General features: G+C 72.6%; 10 protein-coding genes. 2 read left to right on the plus strand and 8 right to left on the minus strand.

Annotated elements, in window-relative coordinates:
* Positions 1-6: 6 nt before the first annotated feature.
* The 3 genes from VE546_RS08165 to VE546_RS08175 form a co-directional block, all read right to left on the minus strand.
* Positions 7-1,371, minus strand: coding sequence for an ABC transporter substrate-binding protein (locus VE546_RS08165; RefSeq protein ID WP_324920136.1), 1,365 nt, complete (start codon positions 1,369-1,371; stop codon positions 7-9).
* 137 nt (positions 1,372-1,508) lie between these two features.
* On the minus strand, positions 1,509-2,234 hold the full coding sequence (locus tag VE546_RS08170; protein WP_324920138.1) for a response regulator: 726 nt from the start codon (positions 2,232-2,234) through the stop codon (positions 1,509-1,511).
* Complete coding sequence (locus tag VE546_RS08175; RefSeq protein WP_324920140.1) at positions 2,231-3,886, minus strand: sensor histidine kinase; 1,656 nt, start codon at positions 3,884-3,886, stop codon at positions 2,231-2,233. Before VE546_RS08175 ends, VE546_RS08170 begins: the two co-directional genes overlap by 4 nt.
* Before the next feature lie 206 nt (positions 3,887-4,092).
* On the opposite strand from VE546_RS08175, the gene VE546_RS08180 reads away from it, so the two are divergent.
* Positions 4,093-5,490, plus strand: a complete 1,398-nt coding sequence (locus VE546_RS08180; protein ID WP_324920142.1) for a cation:dicarboxylate symporter family transporter — start codon at positions 4,093-4,095, stop codon at positions 5,488-5,490.
* Positions 5,491-5,585: 95 nt separating this feature from the next.
* Here the strand turns inward: VE546_RS08180 and glgB are convergent, their stop codons facing one another.
* From glgB to VE546_RS08200, 4 genes are all read right to left on the minus strand, one after another.
* Positions 5,586-8,357, minus strand: a complete 2,772-nt coding sequence (glgB, locus tag VE546_RS08185; protein ID WP_324920144.1) for a 1,4-alpha-glucan branching enzyme — start codon at positions 8,355-8,357, stop codon at positions 5,586-5,588.
* 29 nt (positions 8,358-8,386) lie between these two features.
* Positions 8,387-9,826: a maltokinase N-terminal cap-like domain-containing protein gene (locus tag VE546_RS08190; protein WP_324920146.1), complete on the minus strand. Its 1,440-nt coding sequence runs from the start codon at positions 9,824-9,826 to the stop codon at positions 8,387-8,389.
* Positions 9,827-10,035: 209 nt separating this feature from the next.
* On the minus strand, positions 10,036-11,733 hold the full coding sequence (gene treS / locus VE546_RS08195) for a maltose alpha-D-glucosyltransferase (RefSeq protein WP_324920148.1): 1,698 nt from the start codon (positions 11,731-11,733) through the stop codon (positions 10,036-10,038).
* On the minus strand, positions 11,720-13,747 hold the full coding sequence (locus tag VE546_RS08200; RefSeq protein ID WP_324920150.1) for an alpha-1,4-glucan--maltose-1-phosphate maltosyltransferase: 2,028 nt from the start codon (positions 13,745-13,747) through the stop codon (positions 11,720-11,722). The genes treS and VE546_RS08200 overlap by 14 nt, the downstream gene beginning before the upstream one ends.
* Positions 13,748-14,148: 401 nt before the next feature.
* Here VE546_RS08200 and glgP point away from each other — a divergent pair, with 401 nt between their 5' ends.
* Positions 14,149-16,749: an alpha-glucan family phosphorylase gene (gene glgP / locus VE546_RS08205; protein ID WP_324920152.1), complete on the plus strand. Its 2,601-nt coding sequence runs from the start codon at positions 14,149-14,151 to the stop codon at positions 16,747-16,749.
* Positions 16,750-16,888: 139 nt separating this feature from the next.
* Here glgP and VE546_RS08210 read toward each other — a convergent pair whose 3' ends face one another.
* Positions 16,889-18,853 (minus strand): M4 family metallopeptidase, encoded by a 1,965-nt coding sequence (locus VE546_RS08210; protein ID WP_324920153.1) that lies wholly within the window; start codon positions 18,851-18,853, stop codon positions 16,889-16,891.
* Positions 18,854-19,129: the final 276 nt, after the last annotated feature.

Below are 19,129 nucleotides of genomic sequence, written 5' to 3' on the forward strand. Positions count from 1 at the left end.
GCGCCCTCACCCCGCCCGGGAGACGACGGCGCCGTCGGTGATCGACTCCAGTTGCCCGTCGTACTCCCGCGCGGCCTCCCCGGGGGAGGAGTCGCCCGTGGTCACCGCCTCCATGGCCTCCTGGATCGCCGTGGAGACCTGCGGGTAGACCGGCAGCGCCGGGCGGTAGTGGGTGTGCTCCACCAGGCCGGTGAAGAAGTCGATGCCGGGCATCGACTCCAGGTACCGGGGGTCCTCCGCCACGTCCTCGCGCACCGCGATCCCGGCGTTGGCGATGTTGAAGCGGACCGCGTTCTCCTTGGTGCCCAGCACCTCGATGAACTCCCACGCGAGGTCGGGGTTGGCGGCCTTGGCGGGGATGGCCCAGGTCCAGCCGCCCGACATGCTCACCTTCCCCGGCGCCTGCCCGTGCTGGGTGGGCATCGCGGCCTGCCCGAGGACGGTGTCCCACTCGGGCCAGGGGCTGCCGCCGGAGGGGATCCAGTTGTTGCCCAGCCAGGAGCCGTCCAGGGCGATGGCCAGCCTGCCCTCGGGCAGCCACTCGGTGGCCACCTTGGTGGGGGCGTTGGGGTCGAGGGCGTCGGAGACGTCGGGGCCGAGCTTCTCGGCGTAGACGGTGCGGACGAACTCCAGGGCGTCCCGGAAGCCCTTGCTCCCGGTGACCCACTTCCGCGCGTCCGGATCGTAGAGGGGGTCCTCGCCGGTGCCGTAGAGCAGCATCTCGAAGCCCTGCATGGTGGCGGCCTCGCCCACGCCCTTGCCGGTGTAGACGTTCAGCGGTATGACGCCGGGGACCTTCTTCCTGACCGTGCGGGCGGCGTCGAGGACGTCGTCCCAGTCCTTCGGCTGCCAGTCGGCCGGCAGCCCGGCCCTGGCGAAGACCTCCTTGTTGAACCACAGCCCGCGGGTGTCCGTGCCGTCCGGCACGCCGTAGGTCTTCCCGTCCGCCGCCCTGGCCGCGGCCTTGGCGGTGTCGCTGTAGCGGTCCCAGTCCTTCCACTTCGCCAGATAGGGGTCCAGCGGGCGCAGCAGCCCGGCGGTGATGTCGGCGTTGATCAGGAAGGTGTCCTCGTACACCAGGTCGGGGGCGGTCCTGGGGGACCGCATCATCTGCTGGACCTTGGTGTAGTAGTCGGCGTCCGGGGCGTTGACCGGGATCAGTTCGACCTTCTTGCCGGGGTGTCTCCTCTCGAACTCCCGCTTCACCCGGGCCAGGTGGTCGTCCATGATGCGCACCTTGCTGTCGGTGGCCTGCTTGAAGGAGACCTTCACGGTGTCCGGATCGCTGCCGGAGCCACCGCCGCACGCGCCGAGGGCGGTGGTGCAGACGGCGGCGGCGAGGGTGAGGATCAGCGGGGCGGTGGGGCGCACGGCGACCTCCTGTGAGTCCGAGCCGGAGCGGCGAAGACTGCCTGCCGAACGTACGGTCAGCCGTATGTCAGGTCAATAGGGTCTGCGGCGACGGGAGATGACGAACCGTCAGGTACGGGCCCGGCGGGCGGCCGGCGTCAGCCCTGCCAGCGGTAGTGCAGCTCCGGCCGTCCCACCTGCCCGTACTGCGGGGTGCGTACGGCCTGCCCGGTGGCGACCAGGTACTCCAGGTAGCGGCGGGCGGTGATCCGGTTGACGCCCACGCGCCCGGCCGCCGCGCTCGCCGTCAGGCCCTCCCCGGCGGCCGACCGCAGCACCGCCGTGACCGACTCCAGCGTCGGCGCGCTCAGCCCCTTGGGCAGCGCGGCCCGCGCCGGCGGGCGCAGCGCGGCCAGGGCCCGGTCCACCTCCGCCTGGCTGCCGGCCTCCGCGCCCGCGGAGGTGGTGGTCATCCGGAACCGGGCGTACCGCTGGAGCCGGTCGCGCAGCGTGGGGAAGGTGAAGGGCTTCAGCACGTGCTGGACGACCCCCAGCGACACCCCCTCCCGTACGACGGCCAGGTCGCGGGCCGAGGTCACCGCGAAGACGTCGGTGGTGTGGCCCGCCGCGCGCAGCGCCCGCACCAGGGCCAGGCCGTGGCCGTCGGGCAGGTAGAGGTCGAGCAGGATCAGGTCCACGGCCAGCCGCTCCAGCGCCCGTCCGGCCTCCGCCCGGGAGTGCGCCACGCCCGCGACCGCGAAGCCGGGCACCCGCGTGACGTACAGGGCGTGGGCGTCCGCCGCCACGGGGTCGTCCTCGACCACCAGCACCCGGATGGGCTCCCCGCCCGCGGCGGCACCGTGGAGCCGGCCCGTCCCGCTCACGCCGTCACCTCCGCGGCGCGCAGCGGCAGCCGTACGGTGAACTCCGCGCCGCCGGACGCGGCCCGGGCCAGTTCCACGGTGCCGCCGTGGCGGCGCACGGTCTGCCGCACCAGCGCCAGGCCCAGGCCCCTGCCCGCGGGGCCCGCGGCCTTGGTGGACCAGCCGCGCCGGAACACCTCCCCGGCCGTCTCCGGATCGACGCCCGGCCCGCTGTCGGCGACGCGCAGCAGCAGCTCCCGCTCGCAGGCCCGGACGGTCACCGTGACCCGGGCGGCCCGGCCCGCACCGCCGGCGTCCGCGGCGGGGCCGTCGGCAGCGGCGTCGGCGGTGGCATCGGCAGCGGCGTCGAGGGCGTTGTCGATCAGGTTGCCCAGCACCGTCACCAGGTCCCGGGCCGTCAGGTCGGGGGGCAGCAGGCCGTCGTCCACGCTGCTATCCCCGGTGAGCACCAGTTCCACGCCGCGTTCGTTCGCCTGCGCCGCCTTGCCCAGCAGCAGCGCCGACAGCACCGGCTCGGAGACCGCCGTGACCACCTGGTCGGTCAGCGCCTGGGCCAGCTCCAGCTCGGCCGTGGCGAACTCCACCGCCTCCCGCTCCCGCCCCAGCTCGATCAGCGACACCACGGTGTGCAGCCGGTTGGCCGCCTCGTGCGCCTGCGAGCGCAGCGCCTCGGCGAAGCCGCGCACCGAGTCCAGCTCGCCCGCGAGCGCCTGGAGCTCGGTGTGGTCGCGCAGGGTGACCACCGTGCCGCGCCGGTCGCCGACCGACACCGGCGAGGTGTTCACCACCACCACGCGGTCGTCGGTGAGGTGCACCTCGTCCACCCGGGGCTCGGAGGCCAGCAGCGCGCCCGTCAGCGGCGCGGGCAGCTCCAGCTCGGCGACGCCCAGCCCCACCACCTCCCGGCCGGTCAGGCCCAGCAGCTCGCGGGCGCCGTCGTTGATCAGCGCGACGCGCCGCTGCCCGTCGAGCATGACCAGCCCCTCGCGCACGGCGTGCAGCGTGGCCTGGTGGTAGGCGTGCATCCGGCTCAGCTCGGTGGCGTTCATGCCGTGCGTGTGGCGGCGCAGCCGGGCGTTGACCACATAGGTGCCCAGCCCGCCGAGCACCACCGCGCCCCCGGCCACCGCCAGCAGGACGGCCATCTGCCGCCGCACCTCGGCGCTGATCCGCTCGACCGCGATCCCGGCGCTGACCAGCCCCACGATCCGCCCGCCGTCGTGGACGGGCGTGACCACGCGCACGGACGGGCCGAGCGTTCCGGTGTACGTCTCGTGGAAGGTCTCCCCCCGCTGGGCGGGGCCGATGTGCCCCACGAAGGGGCGGCCGATCCGGTCCGGCTCGGGGTGCGTCCAGCGGATGCCGCGCGGGTCCATGATCGTCACGAAGGTGACGCCGGTGTCGCGGCGGACCCGCTCGGCGTACGGCTGGAGCAGCGCGCTCGGATCGGGGGAGGCGATCGCCTCGCGCACCGAGGACGAGACGGCGATCGTCCGGGCCACCGCGGTGGCCCGCTGCCGGGCCGAGGTCTCGGCCTGCTCGCGGTCGTTCAGGTAGGTGAACATCGCGTATCCGGCCACCACGACCGCCACCAGCACGACCTGCATAGCGAAGAGCTGGCCCGCCAGACTGCGGGGACGGGGGAGGCGCATGGCCCTCAGTCTGCCCGCTCACCTGCCGCTCAGGACCCTCCCGGGGGGCGGAGGGGGCCGGGCAGGCGCGGACGGGCGCACCGGGCCGGGCGCGCCCCGCCGGTTTTCCGTGCACGTAATGCACGCAACGGTGACCGGCCTCACACCGGGATGCATAGTCACCGGGACGCCACGCGAGCTGTAGCCGTCACCCCGAGGAGCACGACGTGTCGACCGAGACTGCGCAGGCCAAGAGGCGGGACCGCACGCACTACCTGTACGTCGCCGTGATCGCCGCGGTGCTGGCGGGCATCGCGCTCGGCTTCGCCGCCCCCGGCGTCGCCAGGGAGCTCAAGCCGCTCGGCACGGGGTTCGTGGACCTCATCAAGATGATGATCTCGCCGGTGATCTTCTGCACCATCGTGCTGGGCATCGGTTCCGTGCGGAAGGCCGCCAAGGTCGGCGCGGTGGGCGGGCTCGCGCTGGGCTACTTCCTGGTGATGTCCACGGTCGCCCTCGCCATCGGCCTGGTCGTCGGCAACCTGCTGGACCCCGGCTCCGGGCTGCAGCTCACCGAGGAGGCCAGGAACGCCGGCGCGGCGCAGGCCGAGGGGGCGAGCGAGAGCACGGCCGACTTCCTGCTGGGCATCATCCCGACCACCCTGGTCTCGGCCCTCACCGAGGGCGAGGTGCTCCAGACCCTGCTGGTGGCCCTGCTCGTCGGCTTCGCCCTCCAGGCGATGGGACCGGCCGGGGAACCGGTGCTGCGCGGCATCGGGCACCTCCAGCGGCTCGTCTTCCGCGTCCTGGCCATGATCATGTGGGCGGCCCCCGTCGGCGCCTTCGGCGCCATCGCGGCGGTCGTCGGCGAGACGGGCGTGGACGCGCTGACGTCCCTGGCCGTCATCATGATCGGCTTCTACACCACCTGCCTGCTGTTCGTCTTCGTGGTGCTGGGCGCACTGCTGAGGCTGGTGGCGGGCCTGAACATCCTCACGCTGCTGAGGTACCTGGGCCGCGAGTTCCTGCTGATCCTGTCCACCTCCTCCTCCGAGTCGGCGCTGCCGCGGCTGATCGCGAAGATGGAGCACCTGGGCGTCGGCAAGCCGGTCGTGGGCATCACCGTCCCCACCGGCTACTCCTTCAACCTCGACGGCACCGCGATCTACCTGACGATGGCCTCCCTGTTCGTGGCCGAGGCGATGGGCGACCCGCTCTCGGTGGGCCAGCAGGTCTCGCTCCTCGCCTTCATGATCATCGCCTCGAAGGGCGCGGCGGGCGTCACCGGCGCCGGACTGGCCACGCTCGCCGGCGGCCTGCAGTCCCACCGTCCGGAACTGGTCGACGGCGTGGGCCTGATCGTCGGCATTGACCGCTTCATGAGCGAGGCCCGCGCCCTGACGAACTTCGCGGGCAACGCGGTCGCCACCGTGCTGATCGGCACCTGGACCAAGGAGATCGACAAGGACCGGGTGGCCGCGGTGCTGGCCGGTCGCATCCCGTTCGACGAGCGAACGCTCGTCGACGACGGCCACGGCGCCCCCTCGCGGGCCGCCGGCGCCTCCGGAACCACGCCGGGATCCGACCCCACCGGCCCGGCCGCCAAGAAGCCCGCGGGCGTCTGACCCTCCCCACCTCGCCCCGGGCTCACCCCGCACGGCCCTGTCCGCCCCCCAGGACAGGGCCGTGCGGCCTGTCCTGGGGTCGGGCCCCGCCTGCCTCAGGCCGGAACGAACCAGACGGTCGCCAGCGGCGGCAGCGTCGGGGCGATGCTGGCCGGGCGGCCGTGGGCCGGGACGGAGTCGGTCTTCAGCGGCTCCGGGTTGCCCACCCCGCTGCCGCCGTACCGCGCCGCGTCGGTGTTGAGGACCTCGCGCCAGGCCGGGACCTCCCCGGGGACGCCCAGCCGGTAGTCGTGGCGGACGACGGGGGAGAAGTTGGAGACGGCGACCAGGGGGCTGCCGTCGGCGGCGCACCGCAGGAACGCGAAGACGTTGTCGTCGGCCGCGCCCCCCTCGATCCAGGCGAAGCCCGCCGGGTCGGTGTCCCGCTCCCACAGCGCCGGCGTACCGGCGTAGACGCGGTTGAGGTCGCGCACCAGGTCGCGCACGCCCTGGTGGTCGCCCGCGGCGGGGTACGCCGGGTCCAGCAGCCACCAGTCCGGGCCGTGCGCCTCCGACCACTCCGCGCCCTGGGCGAACTCCTGCCCCATGAACAGCAGTTGCTTGCCCGGGTGGGACCACATGAAGCCCAGGTACGCGCGGTGGTTGGCCCGCTGCTGCCACCAGTCGCCCGGCATCTTCGACACCAGCGACCGCTTGCCGTGGACCACCTCGTCGTGGGAGATGGGCAGGACGTAGTTCTCCGAGTAGGCGTACACCATGGAGAACGTCATCTCGTTGTGGTGGTACCTGCGGTGGATCGGCTCCTTGGCCATGTACTCCAGGGAGTCGTGCATCCAGCCCATGTTCCACTTGAAGCCGAAGCCCAGCCCGCCGAAGCCGCCCGGGCCCGTGTGGTGGGTGGCGCGGGTGACGCCGTCCCAGGCGGTGGACTCCTCGGCGACGGTGATCACACCGGGGCAGCGGCGGTAGACGGTGGCGTTCATCTCCTGGAGGAAGGCCACCGCATCCAGGTTCTCCCGGCCGCCGTGGACGTTGGGGGTCCACTGGCCGGGCTCGCGCGAGTAGTCGAGGTAGAGCATCGAGGCGACGGCGTCCACCCGCAGGCCGTCGATGTGGAACTCCTCGCACCAGTAGACCGCGTTGGCGACCAGGAAGTTGCGGACCTCGGTGCGGCCGAAGTTGAACTCCAGCGTCCCCCAGTCCGGGTGCTCGGCGCGGGCCGGGTCGGAGTGCTCGTACAGCGGCGTGCCGTCGAAGCGGGCCAGCGCCCATTCGTCCTTGGGGAAGTGCGCGGGCACCCAGTCCATCAGCACGCCGATGCCCTCCTGGTGGAGGCGGTCGACCAGGTGCCGGAAGTCGTCGGGCGTGCCCATCCGCGCGGTGGGCGCGTAGAAGCCGGTGACCTGGTAGCCCCAGGAGCCGCCGAAGGGGTGCTCGGCGACCGGCATCAGCTCCACGTGCGTGAAGCCGAGGTCCTTGACGTACGCCGGGAGCTGCTCGGCCAGTTCGCGGTAGGTCAGGCCGGGACGCCAGGACGGCAGGTGCACCTCGTAGACCGACAGGGGCTCCCGGTGCGGGACGCGTTCGGCGCGGCGCGCCATCCACGCGTCGTCGTGCCAGACGTGGAGCGACTCCTCCACGATCGAGGCGGTCGCGGGCGGCACCTCGGTGCGGCGGGCCATCGGGTCGGCGCGCAGGGTGTGGGAGCCGTCGGGGCGGGTGATGTCGAACTTGTACAGCGCGCCGGGGCCGACGCCGGGCAGGAACAGCTCCCACACGCCGCTGCCGCCCAGCGAACGCATGGGGAAGGCCGTTCCGTCCCAGTAGTTGAAGTCCCCGGCGACCCGCACGCCCAGCGCGTTCGGCGCCCAGACGGCGAAGCGGGTGCCGGACACCCCGGCGTGGACCATGGGGCGGGCGCCGAGCGCCTTCCACAGCTCCTCGTGGCGCCCCTCGCCGATCAGGTGCAGGTCCAGCTCGCCGAGGGCGGGCAGGAAGCGGTACGGGTCCTCGGTCTCGATCTCGTCCACCCCGGGCTCCTCGCCGTAGCGCACCAGCAGCCGGTACGGGGGGATCGAGGCGCCCACCGACAGGGGCAGCACGCCGGAGAACAGCCCGTCGCCGTCGTCGTGCAGCTCGGCCCGCAGCCCCTCGACGAGGACGGTGACCGCGCGGGCGTACGGGCGCAGGGTCCGGAACAGCACCCCGCCGGGCACCCGGTGCGCGCCGAGCACGGCGTGCGGGTCGTGGTGGGAGCCGTGGAGCAGGCGCTGCCGCTCGCCGGGGTCCAGCGGACCGGCGGCCCGCACGCCGTGCTCCGCCAGCCCGCCGGACGGCGCGTCCCCGCTCCCGCGCGGGGCGGGAGGGCGGGCGTCGGGCCAGTTGGCGGCGTGTTCTTTGAGGGGCTCGGTCTGCCGGAGGGCCACCGGCTCGGCCGGGGCTTCCGCCGGACCTTTCCCGGCCGCCTGCTCCGCGGTCTTCTCCGCAGCCTTCCCCGCCGCCTTCTCCGCAGTCTTCTTCACGGCCTTCTTCACGGTCCTCTTCGCGGTCTTCCCGGCCGTCTTCCGCGCGGCGGCCCCCTCGGCCGGCGCCTTCTTGGCGGCGGTCTTCTTCGCCGCCGCCTTCTTCACGGCCGCCTTCTCCGCTGTCTTCTTCACGGTCTTCTTCGCGGCCTTCTTCGCGGGCTTCTCCGCTGTCTTCTTCGCGGTCTTCTTCGCGGCACCGGCGGATTCCCCCGTCCCCGCCGCGTCCGCCGGACCGGCGGCCCCGGAGGGCGCGGCGGAGGGGGCCTCCCCGTCCCGGGCGCTGGCGCGGCCGGGCCGCGGGGAGGCGTCGGAGATCGGACGGCTGTCAGGACGGGGGGTCACGGAAGAGGCCTCCTGGTGCGCAGAGTCGTTCAGGCGTCCGCGAGCCGGTGGATGGCGGACATCGGGATGGCGAGCCAGGCGGGGCGGTGCCTGGCCTCGTACAGGACTTCGTAGACGGCCTTGTCGGTCTCGTACGCGCGCAGCAGCACGTCCTCGTCGCGCGGGTCGGAGCCGGAGGCGTCGGCGTATCCGGAGCAGTAGGCGTCGCGGTTCCTCTCGGCCCACCGGCGGGCCCAGCCGGCCTCGTCGGGGGAGACCCGGGCGTGCTGGCACGCCGCATAGTCGAACGAGCGCAGTATGCCCGCGATGTCCCGCACGACCGGCTGCGGACGGCGGCGCTCGGCGATCGGACGGGCGGGCTCGCCCTCGAAGTCGATGATCGACCAGCGGTCGGTCTCGCCCGCGCACAGCGCCTGGCCCAGGTGGAGGTCGCCGTGGATGCGCTGGGCGGGCCAGGACCGTCCGGTGCGGCCGAGTTCGGCGACGGCGTCGAAGACGGCGTGCAGCCGCCCGCTGTAGGGGCGCAGGGCCGGTACGGAGGCGGCCGCGGCCTCCAGCCGCTCGTTCATGCCGGAGGCGATGAACTCAAGCTGCCGGCGGCGCAGCGCGATCACCGGCAGCGCCTGCGCCAGCGTGGTGTGCACCTCGGCGATCGCCTGGCCGAGCGCCCGCGCGGCGCCGGAGAAGTCGCCGTGGGCCGCCAGCGAGCGCAGCGCGAGCTGCCAGCCGTCGCTGGTGCCGGGCAGGAAGGGCTGGAGCACCCCCAGCGTCATCGGGTCGTCCCCCTCGCCGCCGGGCCGCGCCTCGAACCAGGCGGCGGGTGCGGGCACCCGGTCCGAACCCGCCCGCGCCAGGGCGAGCGGCAGCTCCAGATCGGGGTTGACGCCGGGGCTGACGCGGCGGAACAGCTTGAGGATGTACCGGTCGCCGTAGACCACCGAGGAGTTCGACTGCTCCACGCTCAGCGGCCGGGGCGGCAGCCCGGTGGGGATGACGGTGCCGCGCTCGCGCTGGAAGAGCAGCGGCCCGAGCCGTCCCGGGGAACGCAGCCGCTCCAGCAGTACGGCGGCCAGCCGCGGGTCGTGCAGCGCCTCGTACACCGTACGACCGCGCAGCGGACCGTCCTCGGGGTGACCGATCAGGGAGCCGGCGAGCGGGGGCGGCAGGGCGGGGCGCACACCCAGCAGGAGCTGGTAGCAGTCGGCGGGCGCCGGGTGGGCCTGGTCCGGCCCGCCGGGCTGCTGGGCGCGGACGAGCAGGTGCAGCAGGCCCGGCGCGGCGCCGCTCGTGCACGGCAGCAGCTCGGTGGCGGCGACCAGGGCGAACCCGCTGACGGGCCGTCCCTTCCCGGCGAACCAGCGTTGCCGCGGGAGCCATTCGGTGAGCAGTGGCGTGAGCGAACGCAGCAGCGCCGCGCCCCCGGACTCGCGCGTGGCGACGGCGGCGCGGGGCGAGGAGCTGTCCGACATGGCGTCCTTTCCCCGGGCACACGAAAGGTACGGCAGAGTGTCCCGGATTGCGGCTGTGGCTGTCCGGCGGTGCGGGACGTGTCGGGGAGTACCCACCGAGCGGGCTAGTGAACTCGGCCGGTGCCCGCCGTTGGTGGTGATAGCAATGGTGCCCGCGGTGGCCCGGGACTAACCCGCCTTTCCGGGTTTCCCGGACCACCGTCCTTCTCTCAGGCCTGCTTCCGCAGCCGGAACCAGTAGAAGCCGTGCCCGGCCAGCGTCAGCAGGTACGGCAGCTCGCCGATGGGCGGGAAGCGCACCCCGCCGATCAGCTCCACCGGGTGGCGCCCGCTGAAGGCGCTCAGGTCCAGCTCGGTGGGCTGGGGGAAGCGCGAGAAGTTGTTCACGCACAGCACCAGGTCGTCCCCGTACTCGCGCAGGAAGGCGAGCACCGCGGGGTTGGACGACGGCAGCTCGGTGTACGAGCCCAGCCCGAAGGCCGGGTTCTGCTTGCGGATCTCGATCATCCGCCGGGTCCAGTGCAGCAGCGAGGACGGGCTGCTCATCGCCGCCTCGACGTTGGTGACCTGGTAGCCGTAGACCGGGTCCATGATCGTGGGCAGGAAGAGCCGGCCGGGGTCGCAGGAGGAGAACCCCGCGTTGCGGTCGGGGGTCCACTGCATGGGCGTGCGCACCGCGTCCCGGTCGCCGAGCCAGATGTTGTCGCCCATGCCGATCTCGTCGCCGTAGTACAGGATCGGCGAGCCCGGCAGGGACAGCAGCAGGGCGGTGAACAGCTCGATCTGGTTGCGGTCGTTCTCCAGCAGCGGGGCGAGCCGGCGCCGGATGCCGATGTTGGCGCGCATCCGCGGGTCCTTGGCGTACTCCGCGTACATGTAGTCGCGCTCTTCGTCGGTGACCATCTCCAGGGTCAGCTCGTCGTGGTTGCGCAGGAAGATGCCCCACTGGCAGCCGGACGGGATGGCCGGGGTCTTGGCCAGGACCTCGGAGACCGGGTAGCGGGACTCGCGGCGCACCGCCATGAAGATCCGCGGCATCACCGGGAAGTGGAACGCCATGTGGCACTCGTCGCCGCCCTTGGAGTAGTCCCCGAAGTAGTCGACGACGTCCTCCGGCCACTGGTTGGCCTCGGCCAGCAGCACGGTGTCGGGGTAGTGGGCGTCGATCTCGGCGCGCACCCGCTTGAGGAACTCGTGGGTCTGCGGCAGGTTCTCGCAGTTGGTGCCCTCCTGCGCGTACAGGTACGGGACCGCGTCCAGCCGGAAGCCGTCGATGCCCAGGTCGAGCCAGAACCGCAGGGCCGAGATCATCTCCTCCTGCACCCGCGGGTTCTCGTAGTTCAGGTCCGGCTGGTGGGAGAAGAAACGGTGCCAGTAGTACTGCTTGCGCACCGGGTCGAACGTCCAGTTGGACACCTCGGTGTCCACGAAGATGATGCGGGCGTCCGCGTACTTCTTGTCGTCGTCCGCCCACACGTAGTAGTCGCCGTACGGGCCGTCGGGGTCGCGGCGGGACTCCTGGAACCACGGGTGCTGGTCGCTGGTGTGGTTCATGACCATGTCGATGATGACCCGCATGCCGCGCTGGTGGGCGGCGTCCACGAACTCCACGAAGTCGGCGAGGTCGCCGAACTCCGGCAGGACCGAGGTGTAGTCGGCGACGTCGTAACCGCCGTCCCGCAGGGGGGACTTGAAGAACGGCGGCAGCCAGAGGCAGTCCACGCCCAGCCACTGGAGGTAGTCGAGACGGGCGGTGAGGCCCTTCAGATCGCCGATGCCGTCGCCGTTGCTGTCCTGAAAGGACCGGACCAGCACCTCATAGAAGACGGCTCGCTTGAACCACTCGGGATCGCGGTCCTTGGCGGGCGTGTCCTCGAACGTGTCGATGACGGGTTCATTGACGGTCATGGTTGGGTGACCCTCCGGTCTGTTGGGACGGTCGCAGGGTGAGGATGTGCGCCGGTGCCGCGGCACGGCCCGGCTCCAGGCGCACATAGTTGTCCCTGCCCCAGTGATAGGTCTCGCCGGTGAGCTCGTCGCGCACCGGGAAAAGATCGGCGCCACTCTCCTGCGCGGGCGTGAGGCCGAGTTCCGCCAGGTTCAACGAGACCGTGGCCTCGTGGGTGTGGTGCGGGTCCAGGTTGACCACGGTGAGGACCGTGTCGGCGTAAGGGTGTGTACTGCGCTTCGAGTAGATGATGATGTGCGGGTTGTCGGAGTGGTGGAAGCGCAGATTGCGCAGTTCCTGCAGTGCCGGATGGCGGCGGCGCAGCCGGTTCAGCTCGGTGATCAGCGGTGTGACGGTGGTGCCCGCCCGTTCGGCGGCCGCCCAGTTGCGCGGCCGCAACTGGTACTTCTCCGAGTCGAGGTACTCCTCGCTGCCCGGCCGCACCGGCGTGGCCTCGCACAGCTCGAAGCCGGCGTAGACGCCCCAGGTGGGCGACAGGGTCGCGGCGAGCACGGCCCGGATCTCGAAGGCGTGGCGACCGCCGTGCTGGAGGTACTCGTTGAGGATGTCGGGGGTGTTGACGAAGAAGTTCGGCCGCATGTAGGAGGCGGCGTCCCCGGAGAGTTCGGTCAGGTACTCGGTCAGCTCGTCCTTGCTGTTGCGCCAGGTGAAGTAGGTGTACGACTGCTGGAACCCGATCTTCGCCAGGGTGTGCATCATCGCGGGGCGGGTGAACGCCTCGGCCAGGAAGATGACGTCGGGATCGGTCCGGTTGATCTCCCCGATCACCTTCTCCCAGAAGACGACCGGCTTGGTGTGCGGATTGTCCACGCGGAAGATCCGCACCCCGTGGTCCATCCACAGCCGCAGCACGCGCAGGGTCTCCGCGACGATGCCGGAGAAGTCCGCGTCGAAGGCGATGGGGTAGATGTCCTGGTACTTCTTCGGCGGGTTCTCGGCGTAGGCGATCGAGCCGTCGGGGCGGTGGTGGAACCACTCCGGGTGGTCCTTGACCCAGGGGTGGTCCGGGGAGCACTGCAGGGCGAAGTCGAGGGCGACCTCCATCCGCAGTTCGCGGGCGCGGGCCACGAAGTGGTCGAAGTCCTCGAAGGTGCCCAGGTCGGGGTGGATCGCGTCGTGGCCGCCGGCGGAGGAGCCGATGGCCCACGGGCTGCCCACGTCGTGCGGGCCCGCGGTGAGGGAGTTGTTGGGGCCCTTGCGGAACGATTCGCCGATGGGGTGGATCGGCGGCAGGTAGACCACGTCGAAGCCCATCGCGGCCACCGCGGGCAGCCGTTCGGCCGCCGTGCGCAGGGTGCCGGAGACGGGCGGCTCGCCCTCGCGCACGACCGCGCCCTCCGAGCGCGGGAAGAACTCGTACCACGAGCCGAACAGTGCCCGCCTGCGCTCCACCAGCAGCGGCAGCGGGCGCGTGACGGTGACCGGCTCGCGCAGCGGGTGGCGGTCCAGTACGGCCGTCACCTCCGGCGCCAGGGCCGCCGCCAGCCGCGCGGCGACCGGGCGGGAGGTGTCGCGCAGGGCGTCCACCGCGTCCAGGACCGCCGCGCGCCCCTCGCTCTTGGGCACCCCGACGGCGGCCCGCTCGTGCAGGGCCGCGCCCTCGGCGAGGGTCAGCTCGGTGTCGATCCCGGCCGGGATCTTGATCCCCGCGTTGTGCCGCCAGGTGGTGACCGGGTCGCCCCACGCCTCGACGCTGTACGTCCAGCGCCCCTCGGAGTCGGGGGTCACCTCGGCGCCCCAGCGGTCGGTGCCGGGTGCCAGTTCCCGCATCGGGGTCCACGGTCCGGACCGTCCGCTGGGATCGCGCAGCACCACGTTCGCGCCGACCGCGTCGTGTCCTTCCCGGAAGACGGTGGCCGAGACCAGGAAGGTCTCCCCGGCCACGGCCTTCGCCGGGCGGCGCCCGCAGTCGACGAGCGGGTGGACGTCCAGTACGGGAATGCGACCGATCATGGGATCACCTGGTGCCGTTACGGGTGGTTTTGTTCTTTCTATCTGTTCCACAGACCACTTGCGGGCTGCGGGCATGGCCGCTCCTGTCCGCTTTCACTCGGGTGGCGTGACGGTTGTCGTGTCTGAGTGCCCCGAAAGGGCCGTAGGAAAAGAACCTGCCCACGGGAATGGGAGGGGCAATCCGGCGCAATGTGAACTACCGGTACGTAGCCGCGCACAGGAGGGACGGATGGGCCATGGGAGCGGTACCGTCGGTGGTTTGCGTCCGCGGTGCGGCACGGGGTGCCAGAAATGCGGGGGCGTCGCGGCACCGGGTACGGGCATATGCGCGTATGGGTCCGTTCGAGGCGCGATTCCGGGTTACGGGGCGAAAAAGGCGGTGATCCCGCTACCGTCGAGATGTGAAGGCCATTCGTCGATTCTCTGTGCGTCCCGTCCTTCCGGAGCCCCTACGACCGCTCAGCGACCTGGCGCACAACCTGCGCTGGTCCTGGCACCCCGAGACCAGAGAGCTGTTCCGGGCCGTCGATCCCGACGGCTGGCAGGCGACCGGCGGCGATCCGGTGCGGCTGCTGGGGGCCGTGTCCGCCCGGCGGCTGGGTGAGCTGGCCGACGACCGCGGCTTCCTGCGGCGGCTCGCCGTCGCCGCCGGCGACCTGCAGGACTACCTGACCGAGCCGCGCTGGTACCAGCGGGCGGAGGGCGAACTGCCCGCCGCCGTCGCCTACTTCTCCCCCGAGTTCGGCATCACCGCCGCCCTGCCGCAGTACTCCGGCGGCCTCGGCATCCTCGCGGGCGACCACCTCAAGGCCGCCAGCGACCTCGGCGTCCCGCTGATCGGCGTGGGACTGCTGTACCGGCACGGCTACTTCCGCCAGAGCCTGTCGCGGGACGGCTGGCAGCAGGAGCACTACCCCGTCCTGGACCCCAACGAGATGCCGCTGGAGCTGCTGCGCGAGGCGGGCGGCGCCCCGGTCCGCGTGGACCTGCGGCTGCCGGGCGGGAGGAACCTGCGCGCCCACGTCTGGCGGGCGCTGGTCGGCCGCGTGCCGCTGCTGCTGCTCGACTCCGACGTGGAGGAGAACGCCCCCCGCGAACGCGACGTCACCGACCGGCTCTACGGCGGCGGCAGCGAGCACCGGCTGCTCCAGGAGATGCTGCTGGGCATCGGCGGGGTCCGGGCGGTGCGCGCGTACTGCCGCGTCACCGGCCACCCCGAACCGGAGGTGTTCCACACCAACGAGGGGCACGCGGGCTTCCTCGGCCTGGAGCGCATCCGGGAACTGGGCGAGCACGGCGCCTCCTTCGACGCCGCCCTGGAAGCCGTGCGCGCCGGGACGGTGTTCACCACCCACACCCCCGTGCCCGCCGGGATCGACCGCTTCGACCGCGAACTGGTGGCCCGTCACTTCGGTGACGACGGCGAGCTGCCCGGCGTGGACGTCGAACAGGTGCTGCGGCTGGGCACGGAGACCTATCCGGGCGGCGAGCCGGGCCTGTTCAACATGGCCGTCATGGGCCTGCGCCTGGCCCAGCGCGCCAACGGGGTCTCCACGCTGCACGGCGCGGTCAGCCGGGAGATGTTCTCCGGGCTGTGGCCGGGCTTCGATGCCGCCGAGGTGCCCATCACCTCCGTCACCAACGGCGTCCACGCGCCCACCTGGACCGCCGACGAGGTGCGGGCGCTGCGGGCCGACGCGAGCGACGCCGAACTGTGGGAACTGCGCCGCACCCTGCGCGAGCAACTGGTGCACGAGGTGCGGCAGCGGCTGTACGCGTCCTGGCGGCAGCGCGGCGCCTCCCAGGCCGAACTGGGCTGGATCGAGGGCGTCCTGGACCCCGACGTGCTCACCATCGGCTTCGCGCGGCGCGTCCCCTCCTACAAGCGGCTGACGCTGATGCTGCGCGACCGCGACCGGCTCGTGGAACTGCTGCTGCACCCCAGCAGGCCGGTGCAGTTCGTGGTCGCGGGCAAGGCGCACCCGGCCGACGACGGCGGCAAGCGGCTGATCCAGGAACTGGTGCGGTTCGCCGACGACCCGCGGGTGCGGCACCGGATCGTCTTCCTGCCCGACTACGGCATGGGCATGGCGCAGCGGCTCTACACCGGCTGCGACGTCTGGCTCAACAACCCGCTGCGCCCGCTGGAGGCGTGCGGCACCTCCGGGATGAAGGCGGCGCTCAACGGCTGCCTCAACCTCTCGGTGCCGGACGGCTGGTGGGACGAGTGGTACGAGCCGGACTTCGGCTGGGCCATCCCGACGGCCGACGGCGGAGCGGCCGGCACCCCGGCCGGCGGGGCCCCGCTCGGCGAGGGCCCGGAGGACCGGGAGCGGCGCGACGCCATAGAGGCCGCGGCGCTGTACGAACTGCTGGAGGAGCACGTCGCGCCCTGCTTCTACGACCGCGGGGTGACCGGCTCCGGGCTGCCGGAGCGGTGGATCGAGATGGTCCGCCAGACGCTCGGCCGCCTGGGCCCCAAGGTGCTGGCCGACCGGATGGTGCGCGAGTACGTGGAGCGGCTGTACACCCCCGCCGCCCGCGCCCACCGGGCGCTGGACGCCTCCGCCGCGGGCCGGCTGGCCGAGTGGAAGGCGCGGGTGCGGGCCGGCTGGCCGCGCGTGGCGATCGACCACGTGGAGTCGGTCTGCGAGTCCGTGGAGCTGGGCGGTTCGCTGGCGCTGCGGGTGCGGGTGGCCCTGGGCGACCTGGACCCGGGGGACGTGGAGGTGCAGGTGGTCGCCGGACGGGTGGACGAGTCGGACTCCATCGCGGGCGCGGACGCCGTCCACGTACCGCTCAAGGTGTCCGGCGGGCAGGCGGAGGACGGGAGCTGGCTGTACGAGGGGCCGCTCGCGCTGGACCGCACCGGGCCGTTCGGCTACACCGTCCGCGTCCTGCCCGCGCATCCGCTGCTGGCCGGTCCGGCCGAGATGGGCCTGGTGGCCCTGCCCCCGGACGACCTCGACGCCAGGGAGGCCGCGGGGGTGTTGATGCGCTGACGCGCCGGAGGAGCGTCAAGTCCGGCGCGTTGCAAGGGGAGTTACGGACAGGGGAGCCGCGTCACCGACGCGGCTCCCCGCCGTCCCGCCGACCGCCGCCCGCCGGTGTGGGGCCCGGGGGCGGCGGTGCGCCGGGGTGTCAGAACGTCAGCTTCCAGCCGTTGAGGGAGCCGGAGTCGTAGTCGTAGACGTCGGTCACCCGCAGCGTCCAGGTGCCGGCGGCCGTCTCGGACGAGGCGTCCACGGTGTAGGTCTGCTGGATGTCGTCGCCCGGGTCCGTCGAGCTGTTCTGGAGCCGGTAGGCCGTCCCGTCCGGTGCGACGAGGTCGATGCGCAGGTCGCCGCGGTAGGGGTGGGTGATGTCCACGGTCACCCTCAGGGCGCCGGGCGCGGTGCCGGCCGCGGTGACGGTGATCGGGGACTCCACGGTGCCCGGGTCCGGGATCGGGTAGTCGTCGGCGTTCTCGAAGGCGGTGCCGCCCGGTTCGCTGCCACCGGGCCGGGAGCCGACGTTGACCGCCGCCCAGGCGTGGGCGACCGCGGCGTACTGGGCGCTGCCGGTGCCGAACAGGTCGGCCGCGGCGGAGAGCGTGGCGGTGCGGGCGCCCGCGTAGTTGGTGGTGGACGTCATCTTCTCGGTGAGCGCCTTGAACCAGATCTTCTCGGCGGCGGCGATCCCGATGCCGGTCACCGGCCTGCCGTCGTAGGTCGGCGAGTCGTAGGCGACGCCGTTGACGGTCTTGGCGCCGCTGCCCTCGCTGAGCAGGTAGAAGAAGTGGTTGGCCGGGCCCGAGGAGTAGTGGACGTCCACGCCGCCGATGCCGGAGTACCAGTAGTCCTTGGAACTGCCGTCCCGGCTGGGCCTGTCCATGTAGCGCAGCGGGGTGCCGTTGCCGCGGATGTCGATCTTCTCGCCGACGAGGTAGTCGCCGGCGTCCGCGCCGTTTTGGGCGTTGAACTCCACGGCCGCGGCGAAGATGTCGGAGGTCGCCTCGTTCAGACCGCCGGACTCGCCGCTGTACCGCAGCCCCGCGGTGACGGAGGTGAGGCCGTGCGTCATCTCGTGGGCGGCGACGTCGATCGACGTCAGCGGCTTGGAGTTGCCCGACCCGTCGCCGTAGGTCATGCAGAAGCAGGAGTCGGTCCAGAAGGCGTTGACGTAGGAGTTGCCGTAGTGGACCCGGCTGTAGGCGGCCCTGCCGTCCCCCCGGATGCCGGTGCGGCCGTGCACGTTCTTGTAGTAGTCCCAGGTCAGGGCCGCGCCGTAGTGGGCGTCCACCCCCGCGGTCTGCCGGTTGGCCGGGGAGCCCGTGCCCCAGACGTCGTCGGCGTCGGTGAACAGCGTGCCGGTGCCGGAGGTGCCGCCGTTCAGGTCGTGCGTCCGGTGGCCGCCGCGGGCGGCGTCGGTCATCGTGTACTGGCTGCCGGAGGCGCTGGTGCCGATGGTGACCCGGCCGCTGTACATGCTCTCCCCGGTGCCGGTGTGCACCCCCTCCCACTCGGCGAGCTTCTCGCCGGTCGCCGCGTCGGTGACGACGTGCAGCTCGCTGGGCGTGCCGTCCTCGCGCGTGCCGCCGACCACCCGCTCCCAGGCGAGCACCGGCCTGCCGTCGGCCGCCCAGACGACCTTGCGGGGCGCCGTGCTGCCCTCGGCGGCGGCCTTCCGGGGCCGGTGCGCGGCCGGGGCGTCGGTGGAGGGCACGGAGATCCGCGCCGCGGTGGCCTTGGTGACCTCGGTGATCCCACCGCTCGGGGACTCCTCGACGACCAGGTCGCCGCCGAGCACGGGGAGTCCGTCGTAGGTGCGCTCGTAGCGGGTGTGGAGGGTGCCGTCGGCGTTCTTGACGACGTCGCGGACCACGAGCCGCTCCCTGGCGCCGAGTCCCAGCGCCCTGGCGGTGGCGGCGCTGTCGGCGTCGGCGGCCCGGAGCAGGCCGGCCCGCTGGGCGGGGGAGAGGGCGGCGGGCAGGGCGCCGGGGTCGGGCTCGGCCTGGGCGGCGGCGGTGGAGGTCTGCGCCGGGAGGCCGACGGCCAGGAGGGCGGAGAGGGCGATGAGGGCGCCGGTGGCGGTGGCACGTCTGCGGGGGGTGGATCTGCGTATCACGCTGGACTCCTTCCGGAGAGCGGTGCAGAGAGGGGGGAAGCGCGCCTGGAGTGGGGGGTGGCTCCCGTGGGGGGAGAGGGCCGTGCTCGGCGTGGAGAGAGTGGCACCGAAAGGGGGTGCCTGTCAGGGGCAGGTCAAGAAAATGGCCGGAACATGTCCGTTGTCAGAAAATTGCTGTTCGTTCAGCGGACGGGGTGGGAAACGGCGAGGACACCGGGGCGGCACGGAACGGTGACCGGACGGCCGGCGGCGGGCCGGTGCCGCAGCCGGTCCGGC

This window comes from Streptomyces sp., assembly GCF_035644915.1.
In the GTDB taxonomy this organism is placed as follows: domain Bacteria; phylum Actinomycetota; class Actinomycetes; order Streptomycetales; family Streptomycetaceae; genus Streptomyces.